Origin of the sequence: Acinetobacter sp. TR11 (genome assembly GCF_027105035.1) — a bacterium.
Classification (GTDB): Bacteria; Pseudomonadota; Gammaproteobacteria; order Pseudomonadales; family Moraxellaceae; genus Acinetobacter.
Genome location: NZ_CP114256.1, coordinates 433,415 through 445,585 on the forward strand (window position 1 = coordinate 433,415; position 12,171 = coordinate 445,585).

The 12,171-nt window shown below is 43.4% G+C and carries 24 protein-coding genes and 1 pseudogene; all 25 read left to right on the top strand.

All coding sequences use genetic code 11. The features are described 5' to 3' along the window. The first annotated feature begins 11 nt into the window (after positions 1–11). The 25 genes and pseudogenes from rplD (at position 12) to O1450_RS02110 (ending at position 12,158) form a co-directional block, all read left to right on the top strand. Positions 12–614, top strand: coding sequence for a 50S ribosomal protein L4 (rplD, locus tag O1450_RS01990; protein ID WP_004660347.1), 603 nt, complete (start codon positions 12–14; stop codon positions 612–614). Beyond that, positions 611–931, top strand: a complete 321-nt coding sequence (gene rplW, locus O1450_RS01995) for a 50S ribosomal protein L23 (RefSeq protein ID WP_004641070.1) — start codon at positions 611–613, stop codon at positions 929–931. Before rplD ends, rplW begins: the two co-directional genes overlap by 4 nt. Positions 932–942: 11 nt before the next feature. Further along, entirely contained in the window at positions 943–1,767 is an 825-nt protein-coding gene (gene rplB / locus O1450_RS02000) for a 50S ribosomal protein L2 (protein WP_004660349.1), read from the top strand. 13 nt (positions 1,768–1,780) lie between these two features. Continuing rightward, a complete protein-coding gene (gene rpsS / locus O1450_RS02005) occupies positions 1,781–2,056 on the top strand; it encodes a 30S ribosomal protein S19 (RefSeq protein WP_004641066.1) in 276 nt (91 codons plus the stop codon). A gap of 11 nt (positions 2,057–2,067) precedes the next feature. Then, on the top strand, positions 2,068–2,397 hold the full coding sequence (gene rplV, locus O1450_RS02010; RefSeq protein ID WP_004657676.1) for a 50S ribosomal protein L22: 330 nt from the start codon (positions 2,068–2,070) through the stop codon (positions 2,395–2,397). Position 2,398: 1 nt separating this feature from the next. After that, positions 2,399–3,215 (top strand): annotated as a pseudogene (gene rpsC / locus O1450_RS02015) (30S ribosomal protein S3). Beyond that, a complete protein-coding gene (rplP, locus tag O1450_RS02020; protein WP_004657678.1) occupies positions 3,155–3,568 on the top strand; it encodes a 50S ribosomal protein L16 in 414 nt (137 codons plus the stop codon). Before rpsC ends, rplP begins: the two are co-directional and overlap by 61 nt. After that, entirely contained in the window at positions 3,568–3,765 is a 198-nt protein-coding gene (gene rpmC / locus O1450_RS02025; protein WP_004660354.1) for a 50S ribosomal protein L29, read from the top strand. The genes rplP and rpmC overlap by 1 nt, the downstream gene beginning before the upstream one ends. Further along, on the top strand, positions 3,762–4,019 hold the full coding sequence (gene rpsQ, locus O1450_RS02030; RefSeq protein WP_004641057.1) for a 30S ribosomal protein S17: 258 nt from the start codon (positions 3,762–3,764) through the stop codon (positions 4,017–4,019). Before rpmC ends, rpsQ begins: the two co-directional genes overlap by 4 nt. Before the next feature lie 92 nt (positions 4,020–4,111). Further along, positions 4,112–4,480, top strand: coding sequence for a 50S ribosomal protein L14 (rplN, locus tag O1450_RS02035; RefSeq protein ID WP_004657680.1), 369 nt, complete (start codon positions 4,112–4,114; stop codon positions 4,478–4,480). A gap of 9 nt (positions 4,481–4,489) precedes the next feature. Then, positions 4,490–4,807 (top strand): 50S ribosomal protein L24, encoded by a 318-nt coding sequence (rplX, locus tag O1450_RS02040; protein ID WP_004641054.1) that lies wholly within the window; start codon positions 4,490–4,492, stop codon positions 4,805–4,807. 15 nt (positions 4,808–4,822) lie between these two features. Then, positions 4,823–5,359: a 50S ribosomal protein L5 gene (gene rplE, locus O1450_RS02045; RefSeq protein ID WP_004660357.1), complete on the top strand. Its 537-nt coding sequence runs from the start codon at positions 4,823–4,825 to the stop codon at positions 5,357–5,359. Between the two features lie 9 nt (positions 5,360–5,368). After that, complete coding sequence (gene rpsN, locus O1450_RS02050; protein ID WP_004660360.1) at positions 5,369–5,674, top strand: 30S ribosomal protein S14; 306 nt, start codon at positions 5,369–5,371, stop codon at positions 5,672–5,674. 12 nt (positions 5,675–5,686) lie between these two features. After that, on the top strand, positions 5,687–6,082 hold the full coding sequence (gene rpsH, locus O1450_RS02055; RefSeq protein WP_004660361.1) for a 30S ribosomal protein S8: 396 nt from the start codon (positions 5,687–5,689) through the stop codon (positions 6,080–6,082). A 13-nt stretch (positions 6,083–6,095) separates the two neighbouring features. Further along, on the top strand, positions 6,096–6,629 hold the full coding sequence (gene rplF / locus O1450_RS02060; protein ID WP_004660363.1) for a 50S ribosomal protein L6: 534 nt from the start codon (positions 6,096–6,098) through the stop codon (positions 6,627–6,629). Positions 6,630–6,643: 14 nt separating this feature from the next. Then, on the top strand, positions 6,644–6,994 hold the full coding sequence (rplR, locus tag O1450_RS02065) for a 50S ribosomal protein L18 (RefSeq protein WP_004660364.1): 351 nt from the start codon (positions 6,644–6,646) through the stop codon (positions 6,992–6,994). Between the two features lie 2 nt (positions 6,995–6,996). Beyond that, positions 6,997–7,494, top strand: a complete 498-nt coding sequence (rpsE, locus tag O1450_RS02070; RefSeq protein WP_004657688.1) for a 30S ribosomal protein S5 — start codon at positions 6,997–6,999, stop codon at positions 7,492–7,494. Positions 7,495–7,500: 6 nt separating this feature from the next. Next, on the top strand, positions 7,501–7,677 hold the full coding sequence (gene rpmD / locus O1450_RS02075) for a 50S ribosomal protein L30 (RefSeq protein WP_003653652.1): 177 nt from the start codon (positions 7,501–7,503) through the stop codon (positions 7,675–7,677). Between the two features lie 3 nt (positions 7,678–7,680). Continuing rightward, positions 7,681–8,121 (top strand): 50S ribosomal protein L15, encoded by a 441-nt coding sequence (gene rplO / locus O1450_RS02080; RefSeq protein WP_004660366.1) that lies wholly within the window; start codon positions 7,681–7,683, stop codon positions 8,119–8,121. 45 nt (positions 8,122–8,166) lie between these two features. Continuing rightward, positions 8,167–9,486, top strand: coding sequence for a preprotein translocase subunit SecY (gene secY, locus O1450_RS02085; RefSeq protein ID WP_171287530.1), 1,320 nt, complete (start codon positions 8,167–8,169; stop codon positions 9,484–9,486). 20 nt (positions 9,487–9,506) lie between these two features. After that, positions 9,507–9,623: a 50S ribosomal protein L36 gene (rpmJ, locus tag O1450_RS02090; RefSeq protein ID WP_000867907.1), complete on the top strand. Its 117-nt coding sequence runs from the start codon at positions 9,507–9,509 to the stop codon at positions 9,621–9,623. Between the two features lie 107 nt (positions 9,624–9,730). Beyond that, positions 9,731–10,087, top strand: coding sequence for a 30S ribosomal protein S13 (rpsM, locus tag O1450_RS02095; protein WP_000090816.1), 357 nt, complete (start codon positions 9,731–9,733; stop codon positions 10,085–10,087). A gap of 19 nt (positions 10,088–10,106) precedes the next feature. Then, the gene (rpsK, locus tag O1450_RS02100) at positions 10,107–10,493 is read left to right on the top strand and encodes a 30S ribosomal protein S11 (RefSeq protein WP_001040166.1); all 387 of its coding nucleotides are present in this window, start codon (positions 10,107–10,109) and stop codon (positions 10,491–10,493) included. Positions 10,494–10,505: 12 nt separating this feature from the next. Then, positions 10,506–11,132, top strand: a complete 627-nt coding sequence (gene rpsD / locus O1450_RS02105; RefSeq protein WP_004641035.1) for a 30S ribosomal protein S4 — start codon at positions 10,506–10,508, stop codon at positions 11,130–11,132. 18 nt (positions 11,133–11,150) lie between these two features. Continuing rightward, positions 11,151–12,158 carry a DNA-directed RNA polymerase subunit alpha gene (locus O1450_RS02110; RefSeq protein WP_004660372.1) on the top strand — a complete coding sequence of 336 codons (1,008 nt, stop codon included), beginning with the start codon at positions 11,151–11,153 and terminating at the stop codon, positions 12,156–12,158. Positions 12,159–12,171: the final 13 nt, after the last annotated feature.

Consider the following 12,171-nt stretch of genomic DNA (forward strand, 5'->3'; position numbering starts at 1 on the left):
GGGGAAATACTGTGAATTTAAAAACTGTTTCCGGCTCTGCTGTTGAATTGTCTGAAGTTGCTTTCGGACGTGAGTTTAACGAAGCGCTTGTACACCAAGTTGTTACAGCTTACTTAGCTGGTGGTCGTCAAGGTTCGAAAGCTCAGAAATCACGTGCAGACGTTTCTGGCGGTGGTAAAAAACCATTCCGTCAAAAAGGTACTGGTCGCGCTCGTGCGGGTTCTATTCGTAGCCCGATCTGGGTTGGTGGTGGTAAAACTTTTGCTGCTCGCCCACAAGATTGGTCTCAAAAAGTAAACCGTAAGATGTATCGCGGTGCAATGCAATGTATCTTAGCTGAACTTGTTCGCCAAGATCGTCTTGTATTAGTTGAAGAGTTTGCTGTTGCAGCTCCAAAAACTAAAGACTTGCTTGCAAAACTTACAGACTTGAATGCAACTCGTGCATTGATCATTACAGATGCTGTAGATGAGAACTTGTATCTTGCAGCTCGCAACCTTCCACACGTTGATGTGGTTGATGCTACTGCTATTGATCCTGTTAGCTTGATTGCATTTGATAAAGTTGTAATGTCTGTAGCTGCTGCTAAGAAAATTGAGGTAGAACTCGGATGAACAACGAACGTATCTATCAAGTCCTATTAGGACCAGTATTCTCAGAAAAAGCACAAGTTTTAGGTGATACTGCTGGTGTTCAAGTGTTCAAAGTTGCATTAAATGCAAACAAACTTGAAATCAAAAAAGCAGTTGAGCAGCTCTTTGGTGTTGAAGTTGTAAAAATCAATACAACGATCACTAAAGGTAAAACAAAACGCTTTGGTAAAACATTAGGACGTCGTTCTGATGTGAAAAAAGCATACGTCACCCTGAAAGCTGGCCAAGATGTAGAAATGGCTGACTTGGGCGATACCGCTGAAAACGCAGCGGAATAAGGACGAGAATTATGCCAATTCAAAAATGTAAGCCAACGTCTCCAGGACGTCGCTTTGTAGAGAAAGTGGTTCATGACCATCTTCACAAAGGCGCTCCTTATGCACCGTTGGTAGAAGCTAAAAAACGTACTGGTGGTCGTAATAACAATGGTCACATCACTACACGTCACGTGGGTGGTGGTCATAAGCAAAACTACCGTATTGTTGACTTTAAACGTAACAAAGATGGTATTCCAGCGACTGTAGAGCGCATCGAGTACGATCCTAACCGTACAGCTCATATTGCTTTATTGAAATATGCTGATGGTGAACGTCGTTACATCATTGCACCTAAAGGCTTACGTGCTGGTGATAAAGTACAATCTGGTAACGATGCTCCAATTCGTCCAGGTAACTGCTTACCACTTCGCAATATGCCAATCGGTTCTACGCTTCACAACCTTGAACTTAAAATCGGTAAAGGTGCTCAATTAGCACGTTCTGCTGGTACTTCAGTTCAGTTGTTGGGTCGTGATGGTTCTTACGCTATCGTTCGTTTACGTTCTGGTGAAATGCGTAAAGTACACGTTGAATGTCGTGCTGTAATTGGTGAAGTTTCTAACCAAGAAAGCAACCTTCGTTCATTGGGTAAAGCTGGTGCTGCGCGCTGGCGTGGTATTCGTCCTACCGTTCGTGGTATGGCGATGAACCCGGTAGATCACCCGCACGGTGGTGGTGAAGGACGTAGTAAAGGTATTCAACCTGTAAGTCCATGGGGTCAAAAAGCTAAAGGGTACAAGACACGTACCAATAAGCGTACGACTAAGATGATTATTCGCGACCGTCGCGTCAAGTAAGGGAATCTGAATAATGCCTCGTTCATTAAAAAAAGGTCCATTCGTCGACGCGCATTTGTTCGCTAAGGTTGAAGCTGCGATTGCTGCTAACAACCGTAAGCCGATCAAAACATGGTCACGTCGTTCAATGATCCTTCCAGACTTTGTTGGTTTAACAATTTCTGTTCACAATGGCCGTAACCACGTTCCAGTAATTGTTACTGAACACATGGTTGGTCATAAATTGGGTGAATTCGCGCCAACTCGTACCTATCGTGGTCACGGTGTTGATAAGAAGTCTAAACGTTAATAGGTGCTATGATGGAAGTAACTGCTAAATTACGCGGTGCCGCTATCTCGGCACAAAAAGCACGTTTAGTTGCTGATTTGATCCGTGGTAAGTCGGTTGCACGTGCGATAGACATTTTGAACTTCAGCAACAAGAAAGCAGCTGTGCTCGTTAAAAAAGCACTTGAATCTGCAATCGCGAATGCTGAACACAACAACAGCTTAGATGTTGATGACCTTAAAGTAACTACGATTTACGTTGATGAAGGCATGAGCCTTAAACGTATCATGCCACGTGCTAAAGGCCGTGCAGATCGTATTACTAAGCGTACTTGTCACATCACCGTTAAGGTAGGGGTTTGATATGGGTCAGAAGGTTCATCCAATCGGTATCCGCCTAGGTGTTGTGAAACGTCATAACGCTAACTGGTATGCGAGTCCGAAACAATACGCTGAATACTTGCTTAAAGATCTTCAAGTTCGTGAGTTTTTGCTTAAAAAACTTAAGAATGCGATGGTCAGCAATATTCTTATCGAACGTCCTACAGGCGCTGCTAAAGTAACAATTAGCACTGCTCGTCCTGGTATCGTTATCGGTAAGAAAGGCGAAGATATTGAGAAATTACAGCGCGAACTCACCAACATTATGGGTGTTCCAGCTCAAGTTAGCATCAATGAAATTGATCGCCCTGACTTGGACGCACGTTTAGTTGCTGAAGCAATTGCTTCTCAATTAGAAAAGCGTGTTATGTTCCGTCGTGCTATGAAGCGTGCGGTTCAAAACACAATGCGTGCTGGCGCTAAAGGTATCAAAGTTGAAGTTTCTGGCCGTTTAGGTGGTGCAGAGATCGCTCGTACTGAGTGGTATCGTGAAGGTCGTGTACCTTTGCATACACTTCGTGCTGACATCGACTATGCTACTATGCGTGCAGAAACAACATACGGTACGATCGGTGTTAAAGTTTGGATTTTCCGTGGCGAGATTTTAGGTGGCATGAAACAAGTCATGAACCCTGCTCCTGCTGAAGAGCGTCCAGCTAAACGCGGTCGTGGTCGTGGTGAAGGTCAAGAGCGTCGTGGTCGTCGCGGTGACCGTGCTGCTGACAAGGGAGAATAATCCATGTTGCAACCTAAACGTACCAAATTCCGTAAAGTGCACAAAGGCCGTAACACTGGTCTAGCGCATCGTGGTAGTACAGTATCATTTGGTTCGATTGCAATTAAAGCAACTGAACGTGGTCGTATGACTGCGCGTCAGATTGAAGCTGCACGTCGTACCATTAGCCGTCGTATTAAACGTGGTGGTAAAATCTTCATCCGCGTATTCCCAGACAAACCAATTACCGAAAAACCATTAGAAGTTCGTATGGGTAAAGGTAAAGGTAGCGTGGAATACTGGGTTTGTCAGATTCAGCCAGGTAAGATCCTGTACGAAATTGAAGGTGTTAGCGATGAGTTAGCGCGTGAAGCTTTTGCTTTAGCTGCAGCTAAACTCCCGTTTAAAACCACTATCGTGACTCGGACGGTGATGTAATGAAAATTAAAGATCTACGTGAAAAGTCGGTAGAAGAGTTGAAAGCTTTGCTTGATGAGCAACAGCTTAACCAATTCCGTCTTCGTATGGCGAAAGCAACTGGTCAATTAGGCAAATCGCATGAAGTGCAAATTGCTCGTAAGACAATTGCTCGTATCAAGACACTCCTTACCGAAAAACAGGGGAACGGACAATGAGTGAAAAAACAGTCCGCACGTTAACCGGCAAAGTTGTAAGTGACAAAATGGACAAGTCTATTGTTGTGCTTATTGAACGCCGCGTTCAACACCCGTTGTACGGCAAATCAATCCGCCGTTCAACTAAATTACACGCTCATGATGAGAACAATGTTGCTAAAACTGGCGACTTAGTGACCATCAAAGAAAGCCGCCCAATTTCTAAAACTAAAGCTTGGACTTTAGTGGAAGTCGTTGAAGCAGCTGCTGAGTAATTAGACGTTCTTGTTGCATCATCGGACAATTTCGAGTACTCTTTGAGCCTTTCGAAATTGCGACCGGTGATGCTCGGTTTTGGAGTAGGGCAATGATTCAAACCGAAAGTATGCTCGACGTAGCAGACAACAGTGGTGCACGCCGCGTACAATGTATTAAAGTACTTGGTGGTTCACACCGTCGTTATGCTTCAGTTGGCGATATTATTAAAGTTACTGTAAAAGAAGCAATTCCGCGCGCACGTGTTAAAAAAGGTGACGTGATGAATGCTGTAGTTGTACGTACAAAATTCGGCATCCGTCGTCCAGATGGTTCAGTTATTCGTTTCGACGATAACGCAGCTGTTATTTTGAACAACAACAAAGCTCCGATTGCTACTCGTATCTTCGGACCAGTGACTCGTGAACTTCGTACTGAACAGTTCATGAAAATCATTTCATTGGCTCCTGAAGTTTTATAAGAGGCAATCATGGCTAAGATTAAAAAAGGCGATCAAGTAATTGTGATCGCAGGTAAAGAAAAAGGCAAACAAGGTGTTGTTTTGTCTGTTTCTGAAGATCGAGTTAAGGTCGAAGGTCTTAACTTAGTGAAGAAGCATCAAAAGCCAAACCGTGTAACTGGCGCTGAAGGCGGTATCGTTACTCAAGAGGCAACGCTTCATATTTCAAACGTGGCAATTTTTAATGCTACAACCCAAAAGGCTGACCGTATTGGTTACCAAGTGATTGATGGCGCGAAAACTCGTGTTTATAAATCAAATGGTGAATCAGTGGCGGTAGCGAAGTAATAGGTTGAATAGGCGATGGCCAGACTTAAAGCACGTTATAACGACGAACTTAAAGCGAAGTTACAAGAAGAACTTGGCGTTAAGAATGTGATGGATATTCCTCGCATCACGAAAATCACTCTTAACATGGGTGTAGGCGCAGCTGCAACTGATAAGAAATTATTAGATGGCGCTGTTGCTGATATGCAACTCATTGCTGGTCAAAAACCAGTTGTGACACTTGCACGTAAATCAATCGCTGGTTTTAAAATCCGTGATGGTTGGCCAATTGGTTGTAAAGTTACTTTACGTGGCGACCAAATGTACGAATTCTTGGATCGTTTGATCTCGATCGCTATCCCTCGTATCCGTGACTTCCGTGGTTTCTCTTCGAAATCATTTGATGGTCGTGGTAACTACTCTATGGGTTTAAAAGAGCAGATCGTTTTCCCTGAAATCGATTTTGATAAAATTGATCGTATCCGTGGTTTAGATATCACTATTACGACCACTGCTCGTAGCGATGACGAAGGCCGTGCGCTTATGCGTGCATTCGGCTTCCCGTTCAAATAAGAGGTCGATATGGCTAAGAAAGGTATGATTAATCGCGAATTGAAACGCGAAAAGACAGTTGCTAAATACGCTGCAAAACGTGCTGAATTAAAAGCAACGATTGCAAACGTAAATGCATCTGATGAAGAACGTTTCGAAGCGATGATGAAGTTACAAGCATTACCACGTAATGCATCTCCAGTACGTCTTCGTAACCGCTGTGGTTTAACTGGTCGTCCTCATGGTTACTTCCGTAAGTTCGGTTTAAGCCGTAACAAATTACGCGATACAGTAATGCAGGGTGATGTACCAGGCGTTGTTAAAGCAAGCTGGTAAGGAGCGACTATAATGAGTATGCAAGATACCGTTGCCGACATGTTAACGCGTGTTCGTAACGCTCAAATGGCAAAGAAACAAGTTGTTTCTATGCCTTCTTCTAAGTTGAAGGTTGCTATTGCAAACGTTCTTCAACAAGAAGGTTATATTTCAAATGTAGAAGTTGCTCAAGAAGATGCAAAAGCTACTTTGACTATTACGTTAAAATATTTCGAAGGCAAACCAGTTATCGAAACTGTGAAGCGCGTAAGCCGTCCAGGTCTACGTCAGTATCGCGGTAAAGATGCACTTCCAAGCGTTAAGCAAGGTTTAGGTATTGCAATTGTTTCTACAAGCAAAGGCATCATGACTGATCGCGCTGCACGTGCTGCGGGCGTTGGTGGTGAAGTTATTGCTTTTGTTTCTTAATAGGTGATTCCTCATGTCTCGTGTGGCTAAAGCCCCAGTAACTGTACCTAATGGTGTAACAGTTACTCAGAACGGCCGGCAGGTCGAAGTGAAAGGCACTAAAGGTACATTGTCTTTCAACCTGCATGCGCTGGTCGAGCTAAAACAGGAAGAAGGTAAACTTCAACTTGCTCCAGTTAAAGAGTCGAAAGATGCTTGGATGCAAGCTGGTACTGCTCGCGCTGTATTGAACAACCTTGTAAAAGGTGTTAGCGAAGGCTTCGAACGTAAGTTACAGCTAGTTGGTGTTGGTTACAAAGCAGCAGTTAAAGGCACTGTCGTTAACCTTGCTTTAGGTTATTCACACCCAATTGACTACGCTTTACCAGAAGGTGTAACAGCGGAAACTCCAACTGCAACTGAAATCATTTTGAAATCAGCAAACAAGCAGTTGTTAGGTCAAGTAGCAGCGGAAATCCGTGCATACCGTTCTCCTGAACCATATAAAGGTAAAGGTGTTCGTTATTCGGATGAAGTTATTCTTCGTAAAGAAGCTAAGAAGAAATAAGGCGCGAGGTTCTTATGAACGAAAAGAAACAAACCCGTTTGCGTCGTGCAAAAAGCACACGCTTGCACATTCGTGCATTGGGTGCGACTCGTTTGTGTGTAAACCGCACTCCGCGTCACATCTATGCTCAAGTTATTTCAGCAGATGGTGGCAAAGTTTTAGCGCAAGCTTCAACTTTAGATGCATCTTTGCGTAGTGGTGCGACTGGTAATATCGATGCAGCAACTAAGGTTGGTGCTTTAATCGCAGAACGTGCTAAAGCAGCTGGCGTTACTAAAGTTGCATTTGACCGTTCTGGTTTTAAATATCATGGTCGTATCAAAGCCTTGGCTGATGCTGCTCGTGAAGGCGGCTTGGAGTTCTAATCATGGCGAAAGTTGAACAAAACGAAGGTCTCGTTGAAAAGCTGGTTGCCGTTGATCGTGTAGCCAAAGTTGTTAAGGGTGGTCGTATCTTCTCTTTCACAGCATTAACTGTTGTGGGTGATGGTAATGGTCGTGTAGGTTTTGGTCGTGGTAAAGCGCGTGAAGTTCCAGCTGCTATTTCTAAAGCACTTGAAGCTGCACGTCGTAACATGATTACTGTAGACCTTGCGGGGACTACTTTACAACACCCTGTGAATGCTCGTCATGGTGCAAGCCGTGTATACATGCAACCTGCTTCAGAAGGTACTGGCGTAATTGCTGGTGGCGCGATGCGTGCTGTTCTCGAAGCTGCAGGTGTACATAACGTACTTGCTAAATGTTATGGTTCTACAAATGCTGCTAACGTAGTAAACGCAACTTTCAAAGGTTTGCGTGATATGACTTCTCCTGAGAAAGTCGCTGCGAAACGTGGTCTTTCAGTAGAACAAATTCAAGGGTAATCAATCATGAAAACGATTAAAGTTACCCAGACTAAATCTTCTTCGCATCGTTTAAAAAATCATAAACTTTGCTTACAAGGTCTAGGTCTGCGTCGTATTGGTCATACTGTAGAAGTGCAAGATACGCCTTCTAACCGTGGTATGGTCAACAAAGTTTACTATATGGTTAGTGTAGAGGAATAAGCCATGACTCTGCGTTTAAATGAACTTGCACCTGCTGAAGGTGCTAAGCGTGAAAATCGTCGTCTAGGTCGTGGTATCGGCTCTGGCGTTGGTAAGACTGGTGGTCGTGGTATCAAGGGTCAAAACTCACGTAAAAGTGGTGGTACTCGTCCGGGCTTTGAAGGCGGTCAAACAGCGTTATATCGTCGTTTACCAAAATTCGGTTTCACTAGCCAAATCGCTTTGAAAACTGCTGAAGTACGTTTGTCTGAATTGAATAAAGTTGAAGGTGATGTAATTAGCCTTGAAACTTTAAAAGCTGCGAACGTTGTTCGTCGTGATCAAATTCGTGCTCGCATCGTTCTTTCTGGTGAAATCACTCGCGCATTCACTGTTCAAGGTGTTGTGTTGACTAAAGGCGCTAAAGCTGCTGTTGAAGCTGCTGGCGGTAAAGTCGAGGAGTAATCTCGAGTGTCTATGACTCCTAGTTCTTCAGGTCATGTAAACATGATGAAAGGCCAACCATTTCATGTGAAATATCGTGAAATTATTCGTCGATTAATGTTTTTGATTGGCGCGTTATTGGTCTTTCGACTAGGAGCGCATATTCCGTTGCCAGGTATTGATAATATAGCGCTAGCACAGTTTTTTAAGGCGAATGAAGGTACCTTCTTAGGCTTATTTAACATGTTCTCTGGCGGTGCATTAGAACGCATGTCGATTCTAGCGTTGGGAATTATGCCGTACATTTCTGCATCGATTATCGTGCAGTTAATGTCTACGGTTGTTCCTTCGTTAGAAGCTTTGAAAAAAGAAGGCGAGCAAGGCAAACGAAAGATCAATCAATATACACGTTATGGCACCTTATTCCTTGCACTCGTGCAAGGTGTAGGGATGTGTGCTGGTTTGATTAGTCAAGGTATTACTTTGACATCAGGCTTAGCATTCTATGTTCCTGCAGTTACTTCGTTAGTTGCGGGAACAATGTTTCTGATGTGGTTAGGAGAGCAAATTACCGAACGTGGTGTTGGTAATGGTATCTCGATGATCATTTTTGCAGGTATTGTGGCAGGTTTGCCAAATCTTGTAATACAGTCGTTTACGTCTGTAGATAATGGTCAAGGTAGTTTAATTGGTTTAGCTGTATTTGGCTTACTCTCATTAGCCGTTTTAGCTGCGATTGTGTTTATTGAAAAAGCACAACGTCGTATTCCAGTGAACTATGCACAAAAGCAACAAGGTCGTCGTGTTTTTACTGCACAGCAGACGCATTTGCCATTAAAAATAAATATGGCAGGTGTGATTCCAGCGATTTTTGCAAGCTCATTGTTATTATTTCCAGCGAGTTTGGGGCAATGGTTAGGTAGTGCTGATCCAAATGCAGGGATTGTGAAGCGTAGTCTACAAGATCTGGCATTGGTGTTATCGCCTGGACAGCCGTTGTATTTAATGCTGTTTGGTGCGTTAATTATTTTCTTCTGTTATTTCTATACAGCGCTAGTATTTAGCCCGAAAGAAGTTGCAGAGAACTTAAAACGCAGCGGAGCATATGTGCCTGGTATCCGCCCAGGTGAGCAAACGGCTCGTTATTTAGATCATATTCTTAACCGTTTGACTTTTATTGGTGCAATTTACATTACTGTAGTGTGTTTAATGCCTATGGTGCTACAAAGTTCGTTTAGTATTCCATTCCATTTGGGTGGAACATCTTTACTGATTGTAGTTGTAGTAGTAATGGACTTTATGGCGCAACTTCAAGCGCACCTTACTTCGCATCAATATGATAATCAAACGTTAATGAGAAAAACGACTGCTCATCCTAAGGGATAAGCGCACTTAGAGGTTTCATCATGAAAGTACAAGCTTCTGTAAAGAAAATTTGTGGTAGCTGCAAAGTTATCCGTCGTAATGGGGTTATTCGCGTGATTTGTAGCGCAGAACCTCGTCATAAGCAGCGTCAAGGTTAATTTAATTAAGACCTGTTGATTTCAGTAGGCTAATTAGGTTATTATCCGCCCCTCAAGATTTTTGTGGGGCGGTTGATTATCTTGACTGCCTTTTTGGAGAAAATTGAATGGCTCGTATTGCCGGTGTAAACATTCCGGATAACAAGCATGCTGTTATCTCTCTCACGTATATTTTTGGTATCGGTCGCCACACTGCTAAGAACATCTTAGCGACTGTAGGTATCACTGAAACTACAAAAATTCGTGAATTAGATGATGCTCAGCTTGATGCGATTCGTGCAGAAGTTGCTAAGGTTCCGACCGAAGGTGATTTACGTCGCGAAATTTCCATGAACATCAAACGTTTAATGGATTTAGGCTGCTACCGCGGTCTTCGTCATCGTCGCAGCTTGCCTGTTCGCGGACAACGCACCAAAACTAACGCACGTACCCGTAAAGGTCCGCGCAAACCGATTAAAAAGTAAGATTTCTGGAAGCTAAAAGATGGCTAAAGATACTCGCACACGCAAGAAGGTCACTCGTACCGTCTCTGAAGGTGTTGCACACATTCACGCGTCTTTTAATAACACCATTGTAACGATTACCGATCGTCAAGGTAATGCATTGGCTTGGGCTACCTCAGGTGGACAAGGCTTCCGTGGTTCACGTAAATCAACTCCGTTCGCTGCTCAGGTAGCTGCTGAAGTTGCTGGTAAAGCAGCTTTGGATTACGGTTTGAAAAACCTAGACGTCCTTGTAAAAGGTCCTGGTCCAGGTCGTGAGTCTGCGGTTCGTGCATTAGGCGCAGTGGGTTATAAGATTAACAGCATTACCGATGTGACACCAATTCCTCACAACGGTTGCCGTCCACCTAAAAAACGTCGCGTGTAAGGAGAAACATTCATGGCTCGTTATATTGGTCCAAAATGCAAACTCTCTCGCCGCGAAGGGACAGACCTGCAACTTAAATCAGGCGTTAAACCGTTTGATGTAAAAACCAAAAAACACAATAAAGCACCTGGTCAACATGGTCAGGCTCGTGGTGGTAAGCAATCTGAGTATTCACTACAATTACGTGAAAAACAAAAAGTACGTCGTATGTACGGTGTGTTAGAGCGTCAATTTAGTAACTACTATAAAGAAGCAGCTCGTGTTAAAGGCGCAACTGGTGAAAACTTGTTGAAATTGCTTGAAAGCCGTCTTGATAACGTGGTTTATCGCATGGGTTTTGGTTCTACACGTTCAGAAGCTCGTCAGTTAGTATCTCACCGTTCTATTACTTTAAATGGTCGTCGTGTAAACATTGCGTCTATTCAAGTAAAAGCGGGTGATGTAATTGCAGTGCATGAAGGTGCTAAACAACAATTGCGTATCAAAAACGCTATTGAATTAGCTGCTCAACGTGGTATCCCTGCTTGGATGGAAGTTGATCATTCTAAGTTGGAAGGTACGTTTAAAGCTGCACCAGATCGCTCTGATTTACCTGCTGAAATCAACGAAAGCTTGATTGTAGAATTGTATTCTAAATAATCCTTGAGGTAGCAATAAATGACGCGTACTGCAAACGAGTTTCTAACTCCGCAAGCGATCAAGGTCGAAGCGGTGAGCGGGACCTCGGCAAAAGTGATTCTTGAGCCTTTAGAGCGTGGTTTTGGCCATACTCTAGGTAATGCTTTACGTCGCATTCTATTGTCTTCTTTACCTGGCGCTGCTGTGGTTGAAGTTGAGATAGAAGGCGTCGAGCACGAGTACAGTACTTTAGAAGGCTTGCAGCAGGACATCGTCGAGCTCTTGCTGAACCTAAAAGGATTGTCTATTAAGCTGTTCGATCAAAATGAAGCATATTTAACATTAGAGAAGCAAGGTGCAGGTGACGTAACAGCAGCTGATCTTCGTTTACCTCATAATGTTGAAGTGGTTAACCCTGATCATTTAATCGGTACTTTGAGTTCTTCTGGTTCATTGAAAATGCGCCTTAAAGTAGCTCAAGGTCGTGGTTATGAGACATCTGACTCTCGTTTCCCAGAAGGTGAAACACGCCCAGTAGGTCGTTTACAGTTAGATGCTTCTTATAGCCCAATCAAGCGCGTTTCTTACACAGTAGAAAATGCTCGTGTAGAACAGCGTACCGATCTTGATAAGTTAGTGATCGATCTTGAGACTAACGGAACTGTTGATCCAGAAGAAGCTATCCGCAAAGCGGCAACAATCTTGCAACAACAAATTGCAATTTTTGTTGATCTTCAGAAAGATCAAACTCCAGTCGCTCAAGAACCTCGCGAAGAAGTTGACCCAATTTTGCTTCGTCCAGTAGATGATCTCGAGCTTACTGTTCGTTCTGCTAACTGTTTGAAGGCAGAAAATATTTACTACATTGGTGATCTTGTTCAACGTACTGAAGTTGAGTTGTTAAAAACTCCTAACTTGGGTAAAAAATCGTTAACAGAGATCAAAGATGTTTTGGCATCGAAAGGTTTACAACTCGGCATGCGTTTAGAGAACTGGCCACCAGCTAGTCTCCGTATGGATGACCGATTTGCCTATCGTAGCCGTTAATTAAGTAGGACTA